The organism is Shewanella sp. 0m-6 (genome assembly GCF_052977325.1).
In genome coordinates this window covers 1-23,443 of sequence record NZ_JBRIMD010000035.1, presented here as the reverse complement: position 1 = coordinate 23,443, position 23,443 = coordinate 1, and the positions used below count along the sequence as shown (strand labels likewise).

Here is a 23,443-nt window from a genome sequence, read left to right as displayed (position 1 = left end):
TAACTGTGCTATCTAATTTCAAGCTGTTATTTAGCTTATCTAAGCTTTAATGTCGCCAATCCAAGTAGGACGAGGAACAAAGAAATAATCCAAAAACGTACAATCACTCTCGGCTCCGGCCAGCCCTTCAACTCATAATGATGATGAATAGGTGCCATGCGGAAGATGCGCTGTCCACGCAGCTTATAAGAGCCAACTTGTAGGATCACCGATACCGTCTCCATCACAAAGACGCCACCCATAATCACCAATAAGATTTCTTGACGAACCAACACCGCAATTGCGCCTAAAGCTGCACCTAGCGCTAAAGATCCAACATCACCCATAAAGACTTGCGCTGGATAAGTGTTAAACCACAAGAAGCCTAGGCCTGCACCAACAATTGCGGTACAAACAATCACAAGCTCACCCGCACCAGGCAAGTAAGGAAGATGTAAGTAGCTAGCAAACTGAACGTGACCAGACAGGTAAGCAATCAAGGCAAATGCTGCCGCGACCATAACCGTCGGCATAATCGCCAAACCGTCGAGACCGTCAGTTAAATTCACTGCATTGCTTGAGCCCACAATAGTGAAATAAACCAGCACGATAAAGAAGCCGCCAAGCTGAGGCATAATATCTTTAAAGAAAGGCACGACTAACTGGGTTTCACCCGGGCTTTGTGCTGATGCATATAAATACACTGCTATAACTAGTGCAGCCAAAGATTGCAGTAAGTACTTCCACCGAGCAATTAAGCCTTTAGTGTCTTTACGCACCACTTTACGGTAATCATCAATAAAGCCGATTAAGCCAAAGCTACCTAATACAAACAGCACTACCCATACGTAACGGCTACCAAGATCGCCCCACAACAACACACTAATAAACACACCGGCAAGGATCAATAATCCCCCCATCGTTGGCGTGCCGCGTTTGCTAAAGTGCGATTCAGGACCATCATTGCGCACGACTTGGCCAATTTGCATTAGCTGCAGCCGAGCAATCATCTTCGGTCCCCACCAAAGACTAAATACCATTGCCGTCATCAAGCCTAAGATTGCTCGAAAGGTGACATAAGAAAATACGTTAAACCCACTGTAAAACTGGGTTAAATACTCAGCCAGGTAAACCAGCATTAAACAAACTCCCCGCGACCATAGGCCATTGTTAAAGCTTCTACTACACGTTCCATTCTCGCACTGCGAGAACCTTTCACTAGCACTGTGATTTCAGCCGGTAACTCATTAATGTATTGAATTAATCCTGCAACTAAATCATCGATATCGTGATAGTGAGTGGAACCAAAAGCATGACTTGCACCTTCGCTTAGCGTACCGACACAAAACAGCGCGTTAACGCCTTTGGCCTTGGCTAATTCCCCAAGCTCACAATGCAAAAGGGCGGCATTGTCGCCTAATTCACCCAAATCGCCCAGCACTAAACAGCGATTTCCTTTAATTTCTTGAAGCCAGTCAATTGCCGCCCCCACTGAAGCCGGATTTGCATTGTAACTGTCATCAATCACTGTCACTCGTCCAAGTTGACTTGGCAGCATACGTCCTTTTACAGGTTGTAGCTGACTAAGTCCTTGGCAGATCTCAGCTAAAGACAGATCCAGTGCAAGGCACATGCTTGTAGCGGCCAATGCATTTGACACCTGATGACGTCCCGCTAACGGCAATTTAACTCTATGTACTTCTGCACCGTAGCAAAGGCTAAAGGCATAACGTCCATAGGCGTCAGCCATCAAATCTGTTGCAAAAACATCAAGATCTCTCGACGTTTCATTTTTAACGCCAAAACATAACTGCTTAACATGGCTAGACGCCTGAAGCATGACATCAGCAAATGCATCATCGGCATTAATCACCGCGGTGCCACCAGTGCCAATATGGTTAAAGATCTCAGATTTGGCCTTAGCCACGCCCTCTAAAGAACCAAAGCCCTCAAGGTGAGCCGACGCCACGTTATTGACCATGGCAACACTTGGCTTAACTAAGCTAGAGGTATAATCAATCTCACCAGCATGGTTTGCTCCGAGTTCAAATACGCCAAATTCATCACCCGCTTGTAACCTTAATAGGGTCAAGGGCACACCAATTTCGTTATTGAAATTGCCTGCGGTATAAAGCACTTGATGTTTCTGCGTCAAAATTGTCGCAATCATCTCTTTTACGCTGGTTTTACCGTTTGAACCGGTTAATGCCACACAAACTGGGGCAAGCTTTTCACGCACATATGCACCAATCTCACCCATCGCCTTTTGACTATTACTGACGATAAGCTGGCTGGCATTTATCGGCAACTCCCGCTCAACCAGCAACGCATTAGCACCCGCGTCGACTGCAGCTTGTGCAAAAACGTGGCCATCAAAATTCTCGCCTTTCAGTGCCACAAACAGGGTTTGGCTGTTTACTGCACGACTGTCGCTTGAAACGCTATCTATCAGCACGTCGCTGCCAACAAGTTGACCATTTAAGCGGCTCGCTAGCTCGGCCAAAGAAACGCTAATCATGCTTCACCTTCTGCAATGGCTCTTGTAAATGCTCTTTCATCGTAATTCAATCTTGCACCATTAATCTCTTGATAGGTTTCATGACCTTTACCTGCTAGCAATACCATATCGCCCGCAACTGCCTGAGCCACAACTTCTTTAATAGCCGCTTGACGATCAACTTGTGTTAACGCGTCTTCAGGCCGCTGTAGCCCCGCTAAAATATCGGCAATAATTGCATTCGGATCTTCACTGCGCGAGTTATCGTTAGTCACCATCACCTTATCGGCAAACTGCTCTGCACTTGCGGCCATCATAGGGCGCTTGCCCTTATCTCTGTCGCCACCACAACCGAACACACACCAAAGCAGGCCTTTACAATGCACTCTGAGCGCTTTTAGCGCCTGCTCAATAGCATCTGGAGTGTGGGCATAATCAACCACCAATGTGACGCCATTTTTAGTGGTAAAACGCTCCATACGACCTGCTACCGGCTCCAGCTTTTCTGCTAGTGCCACCAGCGCATGCATATCTTCACCGAGTAGGTAAAGCGCGCCTAGGGCTGCTAATAGGTTTGAGAGGTTAAAGTCGCCGAGTAACGGAGAGTTAAGCTTGGCCTCACCCGTTGGCCAAACCAAGGTGCATGACACGCCACCATCATGAAAATGACAATCTTTGCTATAAATGGCAGCCTTGGCATCCGCTTTGATACTAAAGCCGATAAGCTTGTCTGACGCTAGCTCTGCAAGCCAGTCTCGACCTAAGGCATCATCACAATTAATTAAGCCCGCGCGTAGGCTGGCAAATTGGAACAAGCGCTTTTTGGCTGCACCATAGGCATCCATGGTGTGATGATAATCTAAGTGATCACGACTTAAGTTGGTAAATACCGCCACATCAAATGGAACTGCCTCGACCCGCCCTTGCACTAGACCATGGCTAGAGACTTCCATTGCGCAGGTATCGGCGCCGCGTTGTTCAAAATCTTGCAACTGTTTAATAAGCGTGATGGGATCGGCGGTGGTGTTGCCACTATCAACAAGTTCGCCCCACAAACCATTACCTAAGGTCCCCATCACCGCAGTTGTTTTACCCTGCAATAATTGCAACTGTGCCACTAGCTGAGTCACAGAGGTTTTGCCATTAGTCCCTGTCACGCCAATAATTTGGGGGCGCGATTGAGACAGTGGATAAGCTTGCGCAGCCAAGGCTGAAATTTGTCTATTCAGCTGGAAAAATAGGATCTGGAGCCCAGCCTCATTGATAACCTTACCGTGCTCATCGGGTGAGTCGGTATGCACTAAGGCTGCGACTGCACCGCGCTCAAAGGCTGCAGTAATATATTTGCGACCATCGACTTGATAGCCTGGAATAGCAACGAACAGGTAGCCAGCTTGTACAGCACGGCTATCTAGTGTGAGCTCCAAGAAGTCTTCGGCTCCCGAATAATGGAACCATGGCGCTAATAGATCGCGTATTAGCATTATTCAACACTCCTAGAATTAGCAGCTAAACGGACCTTTTCACGATTTGAAATAGGCTCAACGTTTAGCATTTGTAAAGCACCTGACATGACCGCGGCAAAAACGGGCGCCGCAACATCGCCGCCATAATAGCGATCGCCTTTTGGCTCATTCACTACAACGGCAATGGCGAGTTTAGGATTGTGCACAGGAGCAACGCCGGCAAATAACGCTACGTAGTCTTCGCCATAACCACCGGCTACCGCCTTACGTGCAGTACCGGTTTTCCCCGCTACTGGATAACCTTCAATATGGGCCTTACGCGCGGTGCCACCTTTTTCTGTCACTCCAACCAACATCTCCATGACACCTTGTGCCACTTCAGGAGAAAGCACTTGGGTACCTTCAGGCTTTTGTTTTAGTTTTAAAATCGAAACTGGGTACAGTACGCCCTTGTTGCCCAAAATTGAGTACATTCTTGCAAGCTGTAGTGGTGTGGCCATTAAGCCGTAACCAAAAGACAAGGTCGCACGTTCAAACTCAGACCAACGACGACGGTCGTGAATAAGCCCGGCACTTTCACCTTCTAAATTTATTCCAGAATAATTACCCAGCCCCATGGTTTGGTAGGCGCCTAATAGTTCCTGCACAGGCATAGATAACGCAATCTTTGTCATACCCACGTTACTGGAATGCACCAAAATGCCACTCAGGGAAAGATCGCCATAGTTTCGACCGTCACGGACGATTTTACCGCCGATGCGCATACGACCAGGATTGGTCTTAATAATCTGATCAGCCTTAATGGTGCCAGCTTCGAGTGCCGCTGCGACCACAAATGGCTTGATAGTAGAACCAGGCTCATAGGAGTCAGTTAGGGCGCGGTTACGCATACGATAACTTTGCAGGTTTTCGCGAGAATTAGGGTTGTACGATGGCGTGTTAGCCATTGCCAATACTTCACCGGTATGCACATCTAACACCACGATAGAACCGGATGTTGCTTGGTTAATCTCAGTGGCTTTTTTAAGCTCGCGATAGGCAAGCTGTTGAATGCGTTGGTCAATACTTAGCACTAAGTCATTAGGGCTCTCGCCCTCCTGCACCATATCAAGACGCTCGACGACATGACCGTCACGTGACTTTCGTACTTTTTGCTTGCTCGGCGTGCCAGTTAGCCAGTCGTTATAGCTATTTTCAAGCCCTTCAATGCCTTTATCATCGATATTGGTGATACCTACTAACTGCGCCGAGATCTCACCGGTTGGGTAATAACGACGTGATTCAGGCTTAAGGTAAACACCCGGTAGCTTTAACTGTTTGATATAGTCGGCAACCGCTGGAGTCACTTGGCGTTTAAGGTAGGTAAAGCGTTTACGAGGATTAGACTGAACACGTTTAAGAATATCTTCTTTTGGCTCATGCAAAACATCCGCTAATGCTTGCCAGCGGCGCATATCAGCAAAACCATTCTTGTCATGAACTACTTTAGGATCGGCATATACCGCTTTGACCGGCACACTCACCGCGAGCATCTCACCATTACGGTCGGTGATGAGGCCACGCTGCACTTCACGACTCGTGGTGCGCAGTGTACGCATGTCACTTTGGTGACGTAGCATTTCAGGCTCGATGATTTGAATATAAGCAGCTCGGCCAACCAAACTGGTAAACAGCAGGCAAACAAAAGCCACCACGACGTATAAACGCCATTGGATTAACTGTGGTTTTTGTTTACGCTTTGCCTGTTTGCTCATGGCACTCTTACGACAACCTCATCTTTTGGTAGCGGACGATTCATATTAAGCTCTTTAGTCGCTATGCGGGTTATACGGCTATGCTCAGACCGTGACTGCTCTTCTAAAAGCAAGTTACGCCATTCAATATCTAGCCTGTCTCTTTCTTGTAATAACTGATCCCACTGGCTGGTGTACTTTCGTCCTTCATGACTGGTGTACACCACCGCAATCGCATTTAGCATCACCAGCAATGCTAAGATCATGACCCATTTGTGATGCCAAAGATCTAGCAACACGATTCGAGTTAAATTCAATTGCGATTTACTCACGCTAACCTCTAGCTCACTTACACTTCGTAAGGTAAGCGTTGGGCAATACGCAGCACCGAGCTACGTGCTCTTGCGTTACGCTCAATCTCTTCTGCTGAAGGCTTAATCGCTTTACCAACGCCCTTGAGCTTACGTGACTTATTAATCTCTTCTTCAGTAATAGGCAGGCCATGAGGTACGCTTTCGCCTTGGCTATTACGACGAATGAAGCGTTTTACCATACGGTCTTCAAGCGAATGGAAGCTGATCACTGACAAGCGACCTTCTGGCGCTAACACGGTTAATGCGCCTTCTAGAGCCTGGTCAATTTGCTCTAGTTCACTGTTGATATAAATACGGATAGCTTGGAATACGCGAGTAGCTGGATGCTTATTACGCTCTTTGTTCTTAGTGATTCGAGCGATTAAGTCCGCAAGCTCTTTGGTGCGCAAAAAAGGGGCTTTCTCACGATCGGCTGCGATACAGCGAGCAATATGGCGCGCATTTTTCTCTTCGCCATAGGTTTTAAACACCCACGCCATATCTTCGATTTCGGCGCGAGCAATCCACTGGGCTGCAGTTTGTCCCTGAGAGTTGTCCATACGCATATCTAATGGGCCGTCTCTTAAGAAACTAAAACCACGTTCCGCATCATCGAGCTGAGGCGATGAAACGCCAAAGTCCAACAACACGCCATCAATTTTGCCTTTCAGGCCTAACTCTTCTACATAGTCTGCCAACTGGCCAAAACCACCATGCACAATTTGAAAACGGCTATCATCTTTAAACTGCTGCGCCGCTGCGATCGCCTGCGGATCACGATCGATAGCAATCAATCTTCCATTCGGTCCAAGTTCTTCAAGAACTTTTCTAGAATGACCACCACGACCAAATGTGCCATCGATATAGATGCCATCAGGTTTTATGTTTAAGCCAGCAACTGTTTCCGTTAACAGGACTGATAGGTGTTCAAATTCTTGTGTCATGGGTTTCTTCTACTTTTAAGTATCACTCGCTAAAGTGAAAAATCTGCCAAACGTTCGTTAGCAGCCAAATCTTCATTAAGAATCGCTAATCGACTCTGCTCAATCTGTTGTTGCCATGCCGCTTCGTCCCACAGCTCAAACTTGTTGAGCTGACCGACTAACATCGCCCGCTTATCTAAGTTGGCATATTGACGTAAAGGCGTTGGTAACAGCATGCGACCGTTACCATCTAATTCACATTCGTGGGCGTATCCGAGCAACATGCGTTTAATTGCTCTTTCGGTAGGCTGTGTGTCGGAAAGTAACGCGAGTTTAGCTGCAACTTTGTCCCACTCTTGAATGGGATACAGCAATAAACAAGAGGATTGAATATCTACAGTGATCACAAGTTGACTATTATGGCAGGCGTGCAGCGGCTCACGGTATCGCTTTGGTATTGCGATCCGTCCTTTTGTATCAAGGTTTATAGCGCTGGCCCCAGAAAACACCTTATTGTCATCCCTGTTATTCTATAAATTACCCACAAATATCCACATTTCCCCACAACAGCTAAGTTTAGGGATAGAACGCAAGACTTGTCAAGGAAAGCCGCTTATTTAAGATCCAGCAACCAAGCGGGTTAGCAGCGCATTTTGATTAAAATAAAATGAATAAGCCTACTAGGGATTTAAGTGGGGATGCTATGTGACTTCTGGGCTAAAAAGTAGGAAAAACAGACAGAAGACAGGGGGGCATTGACCGCATTTAAAGCCCATTGTGGATATTTCCCCCATAAAATTGGCGTTAACGCAGATGACCTTATTCAAAATTGCCAGATAAAAGCACAGTAGCATCGAGATGACTTAGCTTTAAATTAATCATAATTAACCAAATTGGTTGCAAATTACGCCTCCAATACAGGATAAATTTGCTCACCTCAAAATAAAGGCTAAATTTTAACCAGCTCATGCCGATAAATAGATAATCACATTTAATGCTGGGGTGCCAAATGATTAGTCTAGATAGTGTATATGCCATGCTTGCTAAGCCGGTCTTATCGAAGCTAAAGACTAAGGAAAAAGTAAAGCGTATCGATAATAGTGCTGCAATCAGTGCCGATAGCCATGAGCCGCCACAGTCTCAACTACCGCCTCACCTAGAAAGGCGCTCTTCAAGCGATGATAGGCGCAAAGATCAACAAATTGCTTACCAACTCGACCCCAGCCTAGAGAGAAGAAAAGGCGCAAGCAAAGACCGCCGAGCTAAAGAAGCACAAGATAATCCAGAAGAACTGACTCTGCCGCAAATAGCTCAATCAGCTGAGGCGACTCATTCTAACCAGCCAACTCATTTTAACGAGCCTGCTAGCTCAACAGAGTCTGAACCCGCAACAAAACAGAGTGAGTCGATCCACACTAAGATCGACATCAATGTATAGCTTTGTGGTTAGTGGTTATCGCTTAGCGGATCCGAGCCACAGCATCTTGCCAGCCTTGATATAAGCTATCGCGTTTTTGTGCCGTGATCTGTGGCGTAAAGCTACGCTCCACTCCCGCTTTCAGCTTTAGCTCATCAGTTGACTCCCAAAACCCGACCGCCAATCCCGCTAGAAATGCGGCCCCCATGGCCGTGGTTTCAGTTAAATCAGGCCGCTGAACTTCAACATTGGTAATATCTGACTGAAACTGCATTAAGAAATCGTTCGCTACCGCACCGCCATCGACTTTAATCTGCTTAAGCTCAACATGACTATCTTTAGCCATGGCATCAAGCAAATCACGACTTTGATAAGCTATCGCTTCAAGTGCGGCCCTAATGATATGGTTACGATTAGCGCCCCGAGTTAACCCCACTAAGGCGCCCCTCGCGTCTGGATCCCAGTATGGCGCGCCCAAACCGACAAACGCAGGAATTAAATATACCCCATGGGTATCTTCAACTTTAGAGGCAAAGTATTCGGTATCTTGTGCATCACGAATAAGCCCCAGCTCATCTCTAAGCCATTGCACTGTGGCGCCGCCCATGAAAACCGAGCCCTCTAGCGCGTAATTCACCTCACCATTAGCACCAATGGCTATAGTGGTTAATAGCCCATGCTGTGACTGAACGGCCTCAAGACCGGTATTCATTAATAAGAAACACCCGGTGCCATAAGTATTTTTTGCCATCCCCTCTTCAATACAAAGCTGACCAAACAATGCCGCCTGCTGATCGCCAGCCATACCTGCTATAGCAATATGGCTACCTTCACCCACGATACGAGTATGACCGTAAACAGCCGAAGAAGGTTTGACCTCTGGTAAAATTGAACGCGGAATATTGAGCGCCTTAAGCAGAGTCTCATCCCACTCTTGGGTGTGAATATTAAATAACAGGGTGCGCGATGCATTCGTTGGATCGGTGACATGGGCTTGTCCCTCGGTGAGCTTCCACACCAGCCAGGTATCAATCGTGCCGAATAGCAACTCACCTTTTTCCGCGCGCTCCCTCACTCCTGCTACATTATCCAGAATCCACTTAATTTTTGTGCCAGAGAAATAAGGATCAAGCAGTAAACCTGTTGCTTGCTTAACATAATCTTCCAGCCCCTGTGCTTTTAAGTCATCACAGATAGCTTTACTACGACGGCATTGCCATACAATTGCATTGTAAACCGGCTTGCCTGTCGCTTTATCCCATATCACAGTGGTTTCGCGCTGGTTGGTAATGCCGATAGCGGCAACATCTTCACTATGAATGTCAGCTCGCGCTAATGCCTCAATGAGTGTCGAACTTTGCGAAGCCCAGATCTCCATCGCGTCATGTTCAACCCAACCCGGTTTTGGGTACATCTGACTAAACTCACGCTGGCAGCTAGCGACCATATTGGTATTGTGATCAAACACGATGGCTCGAGAACTAGTAGTACCTTGATCCAGTGCAATGATGTATTTCTTTGACACGTATGCTTTCCTTATTGACGCGTTTCTTTTAATAGGCCGATCTCTGGCTGAACAATGCCTGGCTCGCTGCTCTCTACCCATGTGGTTTGATCACAAGCATGGGCAGGGTAATACCAAACCGCACTAATTTTATCGCCCGATAACTGATAAACACCAAGGCTACACTGACTACTTTGCTCACCTTCATGGCTCCAAGTCACCTCTTCAACGGTACTGACATAATTTGCCGACACGACTATCTGCCTCAATGTGGCATGGGCGTCAGTTAGACTGGAAAAATAGTCCGTCATAGCCGCCCCCAGCTCATGCTGAGTCGCTGTTTCAACATCCATTTTAGTGCCCGATAAATTAAACCAATGCACATTAGGCGTAGTATGTTGCAGTAACTGCTCGACACTATGATTATTAAAGCCTTGAATAAACTGTTTTACGACTGTCACAGAATCGGGCTGTTGAGCTTCAATCGCTAAAGTATTACTAGCGCTAGCCAGTGGCGATACGCTCATCAATGCTGAACCGATAGCCAGTAACCAAATCTTGGGTTTCATGGTGAACCTCTTATTTATTTTTATGCTTTTGGGCAGTGGGTTGAATAACGCACTACAAGGAGACCTTGTAGTTATCATCATCTAAATGTGCTTCATTCTTTTTTACCACGAAACTGACCGCTCATCCAACTCAGCAGTAGTTATACCCATCAGTATAAGAAAGTGCTCGACTCAGTATGTTGTTGGCAAACGAATTAAAGGCCAATAAATGATGCTATTGTTGACCGCGCTCTACATGCAAGTGCTCCCCGGCAAAGTCATTTAACTAGAAGTCATTTAACGTAAAAGTCGGCAGCGAAATGTTCTAACAAAAAGCCTCGCATAGGCGAGGCTTTAAATTAAAACTGTCAGGGCTAAACACCTTAATTGTGGCTAAGGTAAGTCCCGTACTAGAGGCTACATTAGAAGCGGTAAGTCGCCTGAACACCAACTAGAATGATGTTGCCGCTAACCTGACCTTCGAAAGTACCGCCAAACATAGCAGAGTCAGCTTCATGTTCATGAATTGGAGACTCATCAGCAAAGATGTAAGTTGCACCAAAATCGAAATCTAGGTTGTCGCTATACTGGTAACCATAACCCACGCTCAACCATAAACGGTCAACTTCAGGAATTGTGGTTGTACGATTAGCATCAGACACTGCAGCTTGGTCGTAAGCAACACCTGTTCTTAGCGTTGATTTTTGTGACAACTGGTAAGTTGCACCAACGGCAAAACGGTAGTTGTCTTCCCAGTTCTCTTGCTTAACTAGAATAGGATTGGCAGAGATCTCTGGGATCATTGCTTCTAGCTTTTCAAACGAACTCCAATCAGTCCAGTTAACACTTGCGTGGATAGCAAGTTTCTCAGTCAACTGATGGAAGCTAGCAATTTCTGCTGTAGCTGGAAGTGCAAGCTCCATTGATCCATCATAATGACTAGAAGGTGCTTTACCTTGCATTAGCATGGCAACGTCAAAACCTAGACCTTTAGCGTCGCCTTCAAGGTTTTGCTCTACTTCAGAGCGGTAGTTAAAACCGATACGGTTATCGGCGTTAATCTGCCATGCACCACCTAACTGCCAACCCCAAGAGATGTCATCGCCTTCCATATACTTAAGCGTCGAGCCTGCAGGCACGATTGTTCCTGTTGGAGCCTGAGCGCCGAAACTTCCTTCACCAAGAACCAAACGCACACCCGCACCAACACTGAATTGCTCGTTTATGCGATATGCAACGTTCGGGTTGATTTCGATTGCCATAATCGAAGCTTCATTACCAAACTGAGTCGCAAGGAAGTCATCATCTAGTTCAGTCGCCATACCGAAGTTACTGCCAACGGCTAAACCAAGGAACCATTGGTCATTTAACTGATGAGATACGTAGAAGTTAGGAACTACGGCATCGCCAGCGATATCTTTTGCTGATGATGGTGTTGTAACACCATTTGATGTGACGTAACCATCGACATCAATATCTGGCATAACCAATATCGCACCCGTGCTAAGTTGAGTGCCTTCTAAATAGGTAAGCATCGCAGGGTTACGAAATTGCGCAGCAGCGTTATCGGCCATGGCTGCTTCACCAGCATACGCACGACCCAACCCAGTTGCAGAGTATTCAGCTAATTGAAAACCAGCAGCTTGAACCTGTGTAACCGTCCCCAAAAGTGCTGTACTCACAGCAAGAGTTATTAAACGCTTATTCATTTGTTATCTCTAATTATGTTAACAAGAAGTAGAGTATTAACTCCACTTTTTAATGTCGGCGATTTTACAACTGCAGAATATCTTTTCAAGTACTTTATAAAAAACAGCACAAAACACTGGCAAAAATAACGACAGGCAGAATAAATATAGAAGAGATCACACTTTAAAACATAAGAACTGTGCCAGCATCAGGGGTTACCGTCGCTGAATGATATTAATGATTGGTTACACACTGAGGAAATAAACTTATTAATCATAAGGATAGCACCAAGATATGGCGCGTACGAATGTACTCTATAAATTAAGCCAAATAGTAGTGATAATAACTGGCACATTTATAAGATCAGATTCATTCAGACGGGGATACACAATCAAATAAAACAAAAACAGCAACTTAACTTATATAGCAAAGGCTAAATTAAACAAAGCCATTTAGAAAAAAATCTAAATGGCTTCAGCAAAACTCAATAATGGTACAGCTGTACGCTAATTTTTAGTCGCTTTTTTAATGTATTTAGACTCTCCAAGATGGAATGTTAGCTTCATAATTAGCAATCGTATCGGCATGTGACAGGGTTAGCCCAATCGCATCTAATCCATTTAATAAATTGTGTCTTGCCGACTGAGCAATATCAAAATGGAATACCGCGCCTGAAGGACTGGTCACTGTTAAAGCCTGAAGATCAATACCGATCTCCGCCCCTTCTTCAGCTTCAACCTCAGTCATTAGCTGTTTAACTTCTGCGTCAGCGAGCTTTACCGGCAACAAACCATTATTAATAGAGTTACCATAAAAGATATCGGCAAAGCTTGGCGCAATAATCACTTTAAAACCAAAATCAGCCAATGCCCATGGTGCATGCTCTCGGCTTGAACCACAGCCAAAGTTTTCCTGCGACACCAAAACTGACGCCCCCTTATAGCGAGGCTTATTCAAAGTAAAATCAGGATTTGGCTTATCGCCTGCATCATCTAGATAACGCCAATCATGAAATAAATGAACACCAAAGCCGTCTCGGGTCACCTTAGACAAAAATTGCTTAGGGATGATCTGGTCGGTATCGACGTTTGCACTATCTAAGATAACCGCAAGCCCCGTATGTGAGATAAATGGTTGCATGCTGCTCTCCTAGTATGGTTTACGAATATCAACAAAATGACCCGCAACCGCTGCGGCGGCTGCCATAGCTGGACTCACTAAGTGAGTACGACTACCTCGTCCTTGTCGACCTTCAAAATTACGATTACTGGTCGAAGCGCAGCGATCGCCTGCTTCTAACTTGTCATCGTTCATCGCTAAACACATAGAGCAGCCCGGTAAGCGCCACTCAAAGCCTGCATCTAAGAAGATTTTATCTAAGCCTTCTGCTTCTGCTTGCTCTTTCACTAGACCCGAACCCGGCACGACGATGGCTTTAACACCGTCAGCCACCTTGCGACCTTTAGCATGCACCGCTGCTGCGCGTAGATCTTCAATGCGAGAGTTGGTACACGAACCGATAAATACCTTATTAATGCTGACATCGGTCATTAAGGTGCCCGCGGATAAATCTACGTACTCTAGCGCTTTCTCAATGCTGGTTTTGACCGTAGGGTTGCTTTCTTGAGCGGGATTAGGAACCAGTTGATCGATCGCCACGACTTGTCCAGGGTTAGTGCCCCAGGTTAATTGTGGTGCAATATCTTTAGCTTCAATCACTACGGTCGCGTCAAATACGGCATCGGCATCAGTTTTTAGCTGACTCCATGCTTTAACTGCTTGCTTCCAGCTTGTGCCCTTAGGTGCAAACTCACGACCCTCTAAGTACTCAGCTGTTGTGGCATCGGGTGCTATCATGCCTGCTTTGGCGCCCATTTCGATGGCCATATTACAAACTGTCATGCGGCCTTCCATCGTTAAGGCTTCAATCGCTTCACCGCAGAATTCGACCACATAGCCTGTACCGCCATCCATACCAATTTTGCCAATAATGGCCAGCACGATATCTTTAGCCGTAATGCCATCAGCAACATGACCGCGCACTTCAATCTTCATCGTCTTAGCTTTAAGCTGGCGCAAAGTTTGCGTTGCCATCACATGCTCGACTTCAGAGGTTCCAATGCCAAAGGCCAGCGCACCAAAAGCGCCATGGGTTGCAGTATGTGAGTCGCCACATACAATTACGGTACCCGGCAAGGTGATACCTAGCTCTGGGCCCATCACATGTACAATACCCTGGTTTTTATGGTGGATATCATAAAGACGTACACCGAACTCTTTACAGTTACGCTCTAGGGTTTCAACCTGCGTGCGCGCCATTGGGCTTAACGCATCTAAACTGGCACTCGTGGTGGAGGTATTGTGATCCATCGTCGCGAAGGTTTTTTCTGGTGCACGTAATTTACGCCCAGCCACTTTTAGTCCACTAAAGGCTTGAGGAGACGTCACTTCATGCACTAAATGCCGATCTACATAGATAATTGGCGCCTCACCTTCGGCTGTAAACACAATATGGTTATCCCATACCTTTTCATATAATGTCTTAGCCATGACTACACTCCTTCTCGCACAAGCTTGGCAATATAATCACCCATCTCGCTGGTTGATTTAGCGTTGTGGCGATCTTCAGTAGCAAGTAGCTCACCAGTTAGGTAACCGTCACTCAATGCCTGACCGACTGCATTTTCAATCGTTGTTGCCGCCTCTTCTTGCTTTAGGCTATGACGCAGTAATAATGCAGCCGAAAGAATTTGCGCTACTGGGTTAGCAATGCCTTGACCAGCAATGTCAGGTGCACTACCACCAGCAGGTTCATACAAACCAAAGCCTGAGCTATTCATGCTAATAGAGGAAAGTAAGCCCATCGAGCCTGTTAACATGGCAATTTCATCAGAGATGATGTCGCCAAAAAGGTTAGAGCACAGCATGACGTCAAATTCATCGGGACGACGGAGTAGTTGCATGGTCGCGTTATCGATATAGATATGTTCTAGCTCAACATCTGGAAAGTCTTTAGCAACCTCTTCAACCACTTCTCGCCATAACACTGAACAAGCAAGTACATTGGCTTTATCGACAGAGGTGACTTTCTTACGACGCCCTTGCGCGGTTTCAAAGGCGATTTTTGCAATGCGTCGGATCTCTTTGCGGCTATAGCGCATAGTATCAAACGCTTCTTCGTTTTCGCCTTCACCTTGGCGCCCCTTAGGCTTACCAAAATAGATCCCGCTTGTTAACTCGCGAACACAAACCACATCGAAACCACGAGAAGAGATATCACTACGCAGCGGTGACATATGCTCAAGGCCTGCGTGTAATTTGGCTGGGCGCATATTACAGAACAGCTCAAAGTGGCCGCGAAGTGGTAATAAGGCACCACGCTCAGGTTGATCGTTTGGTGCTAAGTGTTCCCATTTAGGACCGCCTACTGAACCAAATAGTATCGCATCAGCAGCTTCACAGCCTTTTAGGGTTTCTGCAGGAAGTGGGCAGCCATGATTATCAATAGCAGCGCCGCCAACATCGTACTCAGAATACTCAATAGAAAGTGTAAAACGTTGTTCAACTGCTTTTAACACCTTACGTGCTTCAGCCATCACCTCTGGTCCAATGCCATCTCCGGCCAGTACTGCAATCTGATAACTCATACTTCGGCTCACTCCTGTGGTTTATTCTTCAATTTGTTCGTTAAACTTATTCTTACGCTCAAACACCTTAGTGTCGATTCGATGGCTTACACGCCACCGAGCTCTCTCTTGTTCTGTTGAATACGCTGTTTGCAATCAGCCACTTTATCGGCGCGCCATGTCAGGTTCATCACATGAATCAAGGCCTTGGCAGAAGCTTCAACAACGTCGGTTGCCAGACCCACACCATGGAAATTTTGCTCACGGTATTTAGCGGTAATATCCACCTGGCCTAATGCATTTTGCCCTTCGCCTTTTGCACTTAGCTGGTAACTAGTGATATTGGTTTCGCAGCCACTGGCACGGGCAACCGCTTTATAAGCAGCATCAACCGGACCGTTACCTGTCGCCGCCTCGGTAATTATTTCACCATTAACAGCCACTTTTACCGTCGCAGTGGCACTGCCTTCGGTTGAGTCTGAATGCACCACTAATTGCTGCAGCTTAAAATGATCATCGGCTTCAGCTTGCGCCTCCATAAAGGCTAACGCTTCTAAGTCATAATCAAACACCTGCCCCTTTTTATCTGCTAACGCCAGGAAGTCTTCATACAATACGTCCATATCGTAATCTTGCTCACCATAACCAAGCTCGCTCATGCGGTGCTTAATAACGTGGCGGCCAGAGCGTGAGGTCATATTTAAGTTATTACGATTAAGACCAATACTCTCAGGTGTCATGATCTCATACGTGTTTTGCGCTTTTAGCATGCCATCTTGGTGAATGCCTGATGAGTGAGTGAATGCATTCGCGCCAACAATGGCCTTATTCGCCTGCACCGGCATATTACAAAGTTGGCTCACTAAGCTAGATGTACGGTGGATCTCTTTGGCATTAATGCCCGTTTCCAAGCCTAACTCGCCCTTACGAGTTGATAGGATCATGGCGATCTCTTCTAATGAACAGTTACCCGCGCGTTCACCAATACCATTTACGGTACATTCAATTTGTCGTGCACCGTGCTGCACGGCAGTAATAGAATTGGCTACCGACAACCCTAAGTCGTCATGGCAATGCACTGAGATCACCGCCTGATCAATATTGGGGACGCGGTTAAACAGCGTTTGAATAATGCCGCCAAATTCGCTTGGCACCGTGTAACCAACCGTGTCAGGAATATTAATCGTGCGTGCGCCAGCCTTAATCGCCTCTTCCACCATACGGCACAAGTTATCGATAGGTGTGCGCCCGGCATCTTCACAGGAGAACTCAACATCATCGGTAAATCGACGCGCGTATTTAACCGCCCCAACTGCCATCTCTAACACCTGGTCAAACGAGCGCTTTAACTTACTTTCGACGTGAATGGTCGATGTCGATATAAAGGTGTGGATGCGAAACTGATCCGCTACTGACAAAGCCTGGGCCGCCGCATCGATATCTTTTTCTAATGCTCTGGACAAAGCACATACGCGACTATTCTTAATCGTTCTTGCAATTGTTTGCACCGACTCAAAATCACCCGGTGAAGAAACGGGAAACCCCACCTCCATCACGTCAACGCCTAAACGCTCTAACGCTAATGCAATTTGAAGCTTTTCTTTAACCGTTAAACTTGCTGCTAATGCTTGTTCACCATCACGTAAGGTGGTGTCAAATATAATCACTCGGTTAGACATCTATCTTCTCCATTGAACATCATTGTTCAGTTATGCGTTCACGTTGCTATTTGGCGTTTAATAGCGATTGCTTTAAATACAAAAAACCCCGCGTCTTGGCGGGGTTTATTAATGCAGGCTTATTTTTAAGCGTATAGCACTAAGTCCTCCGCGCAGATCCTGCGAGAATGAGAAAAAGGAGTCCTAGTAATACACGGGTATATATCATCACGTTAATTAACCTACTTTCTATTTGTTACGATTTTATATTCACCATAACTAGATAAATATTCCCAACACCATAGCGGGTTCGGTTAATTTTTAACGTGCATACGCATCAGTGTCAACCATAAATTAGCTTACTTCAGTTATTTTCAGGCTAATTATCGCTCTTAAAAGCGAAATAAAAGACAGTAATCGGCGTAATAACATGCAAGAACACGTTTTTATCGCAAAAAAGCAGACATATAATTAACCTGTCGCAATATTCTCGCGTCACAAGCTTTTTTATGCATATTTCATTTAGATTCGCTATAATGCGGCCTTATTCGATGGAAAGTGGGTAAGGGTTACCCTTGGAGCGTTTTAAAATGGATTTTCGTATTATGATCCTCAGCTTTACGCTGTGGCTTTCACCTGCGTATTCATTAACCCTAGAGCAGCTAGATCAGCTTAATACCACTGTCTATCAGTATCCCAGCAAAGCATTAAATACCATCCACGACTTCGAACAACAACTCCACGCCTATTTAGACCCCCAAGTTTTACAGCTGCGAATGAGCGCATTTAAGTGTGAAACCTATCTGCAGTTAGGGGAAAATGCAGCCGCAATTAACTTAGCGCGATTTAACGAAGCCAAAGCAAAACGCCTGAAGCTAGATGAAGCAAGACCTTACTTTCTCAACTGTATGGCCCAAGCATACGTTCACTATGGTAATTACCAACAAGCCCTGCCGTTAATTCATTCATCTATCACCATGTCTCGTCGCCTAAAACAACCCCAGGCCTTGATTAATGGCTTATGGCTCAGAAGTCAACTTGACGCTAAGGTTCAGCATAACGACACCGCTATTGAAGACTTACGTCTAGCGTTAGACCTTTATCCACAAGTTAAACAGCAAGATCAGCAGTGGCTACTCACGCCCATCGCCTACTTAAATGCATCCATGGCTAAGTTACTGATAGAAGAAAATGAACCCAAAGAAGCAAAGGCCTTTTTAGACAAGGCGCTCAAAGATGTTAATTCAGCAGGAAAAATAGCGCTTAACCTGGCAATTGATGCCGCTAACCTAGCCCAATCTAATCATCAAGCTAAGTTAAGGGATCATTACGTTCAGGTAGCACGCAGCAAGCTCGCAGAACTTGGTAGCCCTTTTGAACTAGCCAAGGCCTATATGCAAATTGCCTTTATTGATTTTAGTAGCAGTAAATATAGTAGTGCCGAACAACTGCTTCAATTAAGCATTAACACGTTTAAGAAAGAGTCTAACGCGAGCGCAACCATTAGCGCTTTACACCTATTAGCTCAGGTTAATTTGGCTCAAGGTCAAGAGGAGTTAGGCTTAGAGCAGATGAATGAAGCCATAGCGATTGCTCAACAAAAAAATCTATATACTGATCTAAAATTTTGTTATGCCGTGTTAGCTAAATACTTTGCCGAGAAGAAAGATTTTGCTTTAGCCTACGATTACCAGCTTAAGCAGTTCCAAGCTACCGAGAATGAAACTCTATTTATCCAAAATGTTTGGTTATCTCATTTAAAATCAGACTTAAGCCGCCAACAACAGGCCTCCGAACATCAGCAAAGTATCAACGCAGCAGTCGTACCCAGCCAATTAATTTCAGGTCAATTCTTACCAATTGTATTTATTCTTTTCAGCTTAATCATCTTTATCGCCTGGTATCACAAACAAACACCAAAAACATCGCCAACCTCTAAAGAGCCGACGCCGATAAAGCCTAATGCGACCGGCAAGCAAAAAATGGAAGATTTACTGAGTGTCAGTAAACACGCACATTATCCACTGTCATTGTTAGTACTCGACCCTAGTGGCGTGTTAAACAGTGATATGCCGATTATGATTGAACAACTAAAGACGAAGTTAAGAGAGCAAGATCAGCTGTTTTTACAATCTGAGCAGCAGCTGTTAATCATGTTACCCCATACTTCAGAGGCTGCCGCGATTAACGTCATCGAGCAGCTCTCCGGCACCATGGCGGTATGGCAAAACAACAGCAAGGTCAACATTGGTCTTGCCAGCATGCAGCAGTTTGATAACTTACAATCTATGATAAAGCGCGCCAATGTTAGCCAACTTAGACGACTCATTCCTGTCACTAACAGCCGCTAGACTTCAACCCTTCAAACATTGCAATAAATAGTCCTAAATAAGCTCAAAGGCTGATTAGCCTTCGGCAAGATAATCCGCTATTTCATCTAAGAACTCGCCACCAAACCGTTCAAGTTTACGCTCACCAACACCGTTTACCGCCAACATTTCTCCAGGACTGGTTGGTAATATCGCCGCCATCTCAGCTAACGTCGCATCGTTAAATACCAAATAAGGTGGTACATCTAACTCTTCAGCCAGCGTACGGCGCAGCAGTTTAAGCCTAGCAAACAGCTTACGATCGTAATTGAGTGGTGCGCGAGTATTAGTACTGCGTCGCTTAGTGGTTTGAATAACGATTCTTGGCTCAGCGAGTAATAACTCCACCTCACCCTTTAACACTGCTCGCGCAGAAGGATTCAAGGTGACCGAAGACCCACGGGTGATATCTTGATTGGCAAGGCCCAAATGGATCAACTGACGGATCACGCTTAACCAATGCTCGTGGCTTTTCTCTTTACCAATGCCCCACGTAGATAACTTGTCATGTCCACGTTCAATCACATTCGCCGACTTTGAACCACGCAGCACGTCAATAAGATGATTAATACCAAAGCGTTGCCCAATACGGTAGATACAAGACAACACTTTTTGAGCATCTTGAATGCCATTGTATTTTTTGGGCGGATCTAAGCAGATATCGCAGTTACCACAGGCCTTTTGCGCACTTTCATCGAAGTAATGCAGTAGCACCTGGCGACGACAAGTCTGCGCCTCGGCAAAGGCTGCCATGGTATTAAGCTTATGAAACTCGACTTGCTGCTGCGGACCAGGCTCTGACTGCTCGATTAAGTGCCGCACCCGGCCAATATCGGCAGGGTCAAACAGCATTAATGCTTCAGAGTCCAGCCCATCACGCCCTGCTCGTCCGGTTTCTTGATAATAAGCTTCTACACTCTTGGGAATATCGTAATGCACCACATAGCGCACGTTAGATTTGTTGATCCCCATGCCAAATGCCACAGTTGCAACCACTATGTCTAACTGATCTTTTAGAAACCTATCTTGTACATCTGCTCGCTCTTCTTGCGTTTTACCCGCATGGTAAGCTTCGGCTTGATGCCCTTGCAGACGCAAGCGCTCAGCGACCTCATCAACCCGGCGACGGCTACTACAGTACACAATGCCACTGGTGCCGTTTTGTGCATCAACAAACTGACGCAACTGATTTGCTGCATTGAGTTTTTCAGCCACGGTATAGCGAATGTTAGGTCGATCAAAACTGGTTAACAGTGAATGTGGTGTTATGGTTAACCGCTCACAAATATCGGCTCGAGTCGCTTTATCGGCTGTCGCAGTCAGCGCCATGATGGGGACTTGCGGAAACTGCTGACGTAATCGGCCTAACGCGGCATATTCAGGTCTAAAGTCATGGCCCCACTGAGAGATACAGTGCGCTTCATCGATAGCAAATAGCGATACATTAAGCTCATGCAATCTGTCGATAAAACTTGCCTGCAGTAAACGCTCTGGCGATACGTACAATAACTTCAGCTCGCCATAACGCATCTTCTGCAAAACTTGCAGACTCTCTTCTCTTGGTTGAGAGGAGTTTAAGTAAGCTGCAGATACACCCGTTTGAATAAGGCTATCAACCTGATCTTTCATTAAGGAGATCAGGGGGGAGACAACAACTGTCAGACCAGGCATGATTAATGCAGGTAATTGATAACACAGGCTTTTACCACCGCCAGTAGGCATGATAACTAAGCAATCTTGTCCCGCGCAGATCTGTTCAATAACCTCTCGCTGCCCCTCTCTAAAAGTACGGTAACCAAATACCGACTGAAGGGTGGAAGATAATTGATCGACCGAATTATCGAGCGCAACCGGATCCATAGTAAACCTGTATTAAAAATAGGGTCGACTATTCTAATTGAGGCGAGCGACATTGTCTCTCTCGATTCTCGCTAATGAATAAAATTTGAGCTTGCATCACCCCATCCATTAGCGATAGATTAAATACTCTAAAGTGGCCAATAAGATTTCCAATCAGCAAACAAGGATGCAAGATGAGTCAGCTTATTCAACAAGAGACACTACGAAGAGTCGCTGAGATTTTTGACAAGCACGTGCCCTTTCATAACCTGCTTGGTATGGATATCAAGCGATATGATATGGACGGTGTAGAGATCCAGGTGACCATGAAACCTGAGCTGATTGGCAATATTCATCAGCAGATCCTTCATGGCGGGGTTACGGCTACAGTCCTTGATGTCGTCGGCGGCCTCACAGCGTTTTCAGGGTTAGTAGCAAGCCGTGACGACTGGAGCATTGAAGAGTTAGCACATCGTATTAAAACGTTAGGCACAATCGATCTTAGAATTGACTACCTTCGACCTGGCCGTGGTGAAATATTTACAGGGACAGGCACAGTGATCCGCGCAGGTAATCGTGTATCAGTTTCAAGAATGGAACTGCATAACGAAAAAGGCGACCATATTGCTTTTGGCACAGGCACTTATATGGTTGGCTAGACGTGAAACCAGACATTAAATAAAAACAAATCACTCGCTTAGCTTTAAGTGGCAGCTAAAGTTTCCTAGCTGTCAAATTCACACAACAGTAAGCCACTCCAATAAAGCCGCCCACCCGCTTGAGTCTATTGCTTAGCAAGACTACAATCTGCGGCTACTTTCCTATTTAGTACATTCCAATGCAAGAAACTGAATACCGTAAAGGCATACTGTACGCCATTTGCGCCTATACCCTTTGGGGGTTTGCCCCGATCTATTTTAAGTTACTCGGCGATGTTCCTGCATCTGAGATCTTGCTGCACCGAGTGATCTGGTCATTTTTCTTTGTGACAATATTAATTGCACTGTTCGGTGGTTTTGCCCGCCTGCGTCACTTACTTAAACAGCCAAAGCAACTCGCGGTACTTTGTGTCACATCAGTACTGATTGCCGGTAACTGGTTACTGTTTATTTGGGCGGTCAATAACGACCATATGCTCGATGCCAGCCTAGGTTACTTCATTAACCCGTTAGTGAACGTTAGCTTAGCGATGATATTTCTCGGTGAGCGCCTACGTAAACTCCAGTGGGCCGCTGTTGCTCTTGCGGCAACTGGCGTGATGATCCAGCTGATCTCATTTGGCTCAATTCCATTGGTATCACTTGGTTTAGCTTGCTCGTTTGCATTTTACGGTTTACTGCGTAAAAAAGTGAATGTCGACGCCAAGACAGGCTTATTGGTAGAAACCGCTATTTTGATGCCAATCGCGCTAATTTTCCTGTTTACCAATATGGGCGATTCATTAACTCATCTGCTCACTAACGATTGGCATTTGAATCTACTGCTAGTGGCAGCCGGTATCGTCACCACGATTCCTCTATTGTGCTTTGCCTCCGCGGCGGTGAGGATCCCCTTTTCAATGCTAGGATTTTTTCAATACATAGGTCCAAGTATCATGTTTGTGCTAGCAATCAGCTTATTCAATGAACCATTCGATGCCGAAAAAGGCATTACTTTCGCGTTCATTTGGGCAGCATTGATATTGTTTACTACTGATATGTTTTATAAAAGAAAAGCTAAGAAATAAGCCGTCTTGAATCTTAAACAAAAAAGCGAACCTGAGGTTTAATGCCGTTCACTTAAGGTGAACGGCATTTTTATTTTTGGCATACCGTTGAGGCCTTGGTTTTACTGTTCTGGGGA

19 protein-coding genes are annotated in these 23,443 nt (G+C 45.7%); 4 read left to right on the top strand and 15 right to left on the bottom strand.

The features are described 5' to 3' along the window. Window positions 1-35: 35 nt before the first annotated feature. Genes mraY through mraZ form a run of 7 tightly spaced genes read right to left on the bottom strand, consistent with a single transcriptional unit; the run spans window position 36 to window position 7,460 of the window. The gene (gene mraY / locus ACVBJC_RS18505; protein ID WP_447162402.1) at window positions 36-1,118 is read right to left on the bottom strand and encodes a phospho-N-acetylmuramoyl-pentapeptide-transferase; all 1,083 of its coding nucleotides are present in this window, start codon (window positions 1,116-1,118) and stop codon (window positions 36-38) included. Beyond that, window positions 1,118-2,497: a UDP-N-acetylmuramoyl-tripeptide--D-alanyl-D-alanine ligase gene (locus tag ACVBJC_RS18500; protein WP_447162401.1), complete on the bottom strand. Its 1,380-nt coding sequence runs from the start codon at window positions 2,495-2,497 to the stop codon at window positions 1,118-1,120. Before ACVBJC_RS18500 ends, mraY begins: the two co-directional genes overlap by 1 nt. After that, entirely contained in the window at window positions 2,494-3,960 is a 1,467-nt protein-coding gene (gene murE, locus ACVBJC_RS18495; protein WP_447162400.1) for a UDP-N-acetylmuramoyl-L-alanyl-D-glutamate--2,6-diaminopimelate ligase, read from the bottom strand. The genes ACVBJC_RS18500 and murE overlap by 4 nt, the downstream gene beginning before the upstream one ends. Continuing rightward, window positions 3,960-5,696, bottom strand: a complete 1,737-nt coding sequence (locus ACVBJC_RS18490) for a peptidoglycan D,D-transpeptidase FtsI family protein (protein ID WP_447162399.1) — start codon at window positions 5,694-5,696, stop codon at window positions 3,960-3,962. Before ACVBJC_RS18490 ends, murE begins: the two co-directional genes overlap by 1 nt. Then, window positions 5,693-6,007, bottom strand: coding sequence for a cell division protein FtsL (gene ftsL / locus ACVBJC_RS18485; protein WP_447162398.1), 315 nt, complete (start codon window positions 6,005-6,007; stop codon window positions 5,693-5,695). Before ftsL ends, ACVBJC_RS18490 begins: the two co-directional genes overlap by 4 nt. Window positions 6,008-6,024: 17 nt before the next feature. After that, complete coding sequence (gene rsmH, locus ACVBJC_RS18480) at window positions 6,025-6,972, bottom strand: 16S rRNA (cytosine(1402)-N(4))-methyltransferase RsmH (protein ID WP_447162397.1); 948 nt, start codon at window positions 6,970-6,972, stop codon at window positions 6,025-6,027. Between the two features lie 29 nt (window positions 6,973-7,001). Then, entirely contained in the window at window positions 7,002-7,460 is a 459-nt protein-coding gene (gene mraZ / locus ACVBJC_RS18475; RefSeq protein WP_447162396.1) for a division/cell wall cluster transcriptional repressor MraZ, read from the bottom strand. Between the two features lie 500 nt (window positions 7,461-7,960). Between mraZ and ACVBJC_RS18470 the strand changes: the two genes are divergently transcribed. Beyond that, complete coding sequence (locus ACVBJC_RS18470; protein ID WP_447162395.1) at window positions 7,961-8,389, top strand: hypothetical protein; 429 nt, start codon at window positions 7,961-7,963, stop codon at window positions 8,387-8,389. 22 nt (window positions 8,390-8,411) lie between these two features. Here ACVBJC_RS18470 and glpK read toward each other — a convergent pair whose 3' ends face one another. From glpK to leuA, 7 genes are all read right to left on the bottom strand, one after another. Next, entirely contained in the window at window positions 8,412-9,893 is a 1,482-nt protein-coding gene (glpK, locus tag ACVBJC_RS18465; RefSeq protein ID WP_447162394.1) for a glycerol kinase GlpK, read from the bottom strand. An 11-nt stretch (window positions 9,894-9,904) separates the two neighbouring features. Continuing rightward, the gene (locus ACVBJC_RS18460; RefSeq protein WP_447162393.1) at window positions 9,905-10,441 is read right to left on the bottom strand and encodes a nuclear transport factor 2 family protein; all 537 of its coding nucleotides are present in this window, start codon (window positions 10,439-10,441) and stop codon (window positions 9,905-9,907) included. Window positions 10,442-10,842: 401 nt separating this feature from the next. Then, window positions 10,843-12,129: an outer membrane protein transport protein gene (locus ACVBJC_RS18455; RefSeq protein WP_447162392.1), complete on the bottom strand. Its 1,287-nt coding sequence runs from the start codon at window positions 12,127-12,129 to the stop codon at window positions 10,843-10,845. A 514-nt stretch (window positions 12,130-12,643) separates the two neighbouring features. Then, window positions 12,644-13,249 carry a 3-isopropylmalate dehydratase small subunit gene (leuD, locus tag ACVBJC_RS18450; protein ID WP_447162391.1) on the bottom strand — a complete coding sequence of 202 codons (606 nt, stop codon included), beginning with the start codon at window positions 13,247-13,249 and terminating at the stop codon, window positions 12,644-12,646. 9 nt (window positions 13,250-13,258) lie between these two features. After that, window positions 13,259-14,659, bottom strand: coding sequence for a 3-isopropylmalate dehydratase large subunit (leuC, locus tag ACVBJC_RS18445; protein ID WP_447162390.1), 1,401 nt, complete (start codon window positions 14,657-14,659; stop codon window positions 13,259-13,261). Between the two features lie 2 nt (window positions 14,660-14,661). Next, window positions 14,662-15,756, bottom strand: a complete 1,095-nt coding sequence (gene leuB / locus ACVBJC_RS18440; protein ID WP_447162389.1) for a 3-isopropylmalate dehydrogenase — start codon at window positions 15,754-15,756, stop codon at window positions 14,662-14,664. Window positions 15,757-15,842: 86 nt separating this feature from the next. Continuing rightward, window positions 15,843-17,414 carry a 2-isopropylmalate synthase gene (leuA, locus tag ACVBJC_RS18435; RefSeq protein ID WP_447162388.1) on the bottom strand — a complete coding sequence of 524 codons (1,572 nt, stop codon included), beginning with the start codon at window positions 17,412-17,414 and terminating at the stop codon, window positions 15,843-15,845. Window positions 17,415-17,983: 569 nt separating this feature from the next. Between leuA and ACVBJC_RS18430 the strand changes: the two genes are divergently transcribed. Continuing rightward, on the top strand, window positions 17,984-19,744 hold the full coding sequence (locus tag ACVBJC_RS18430; RefSeq protein ID WP_447162387.1) for a tetratricopeptide repeat protein: 1,761 nt from the start codon (window positions 17,984-17,986) through the stop codon (window positions 19,742-19,744). Window positions 19,745-19,798: 54 nt separating this feature from the next. Here ACVBJC_RS18430 and recQ read toward each other — a convergent pair whose 3' ends face one another. Then, on the bottom strand, window positions 19,799-21,622 hold the full coding sequence (recQ, locus tag ACVBJC_RS18425) for a DNA helicase RecQ (protein ID WP_447162386.1): 1,824 nt from the start codon (window positions 21,620-21,622) through the stop codon (window positions 19,799-19,801). A 173-nt stretch (window positions 21,623-21,795) separates the two neighbouring features. Between recQ and ACVBJC_RS18420 the strand changes: the two genes are divergently transcribed. Both ACVBJC_RS18420 and rarD read left to right on the top strand, forming a co-directional pair. Beyond that, entirely contained in the window at window positions 21,796-22,260 is a 465-nt protein-coding gene (locus ACVBJC_RS18420) for a thioesterase family protein (RefSeq protein WP_447162385.1), read from the top strand. Between the two features lie 179 nt (window positions 22,261-22,439). Continuing rightward, entirely contained in the window at window positions 22,440-23,327 is an 888-nt protein-coding gene (gene rarD / locus ACVBJC_RS18415; protein ID WP_447162384.1) for an EamA family transporter RarD, read from the top strand. Window positions 23,328-23,443 lie beyond the last annotated feature (116 nt).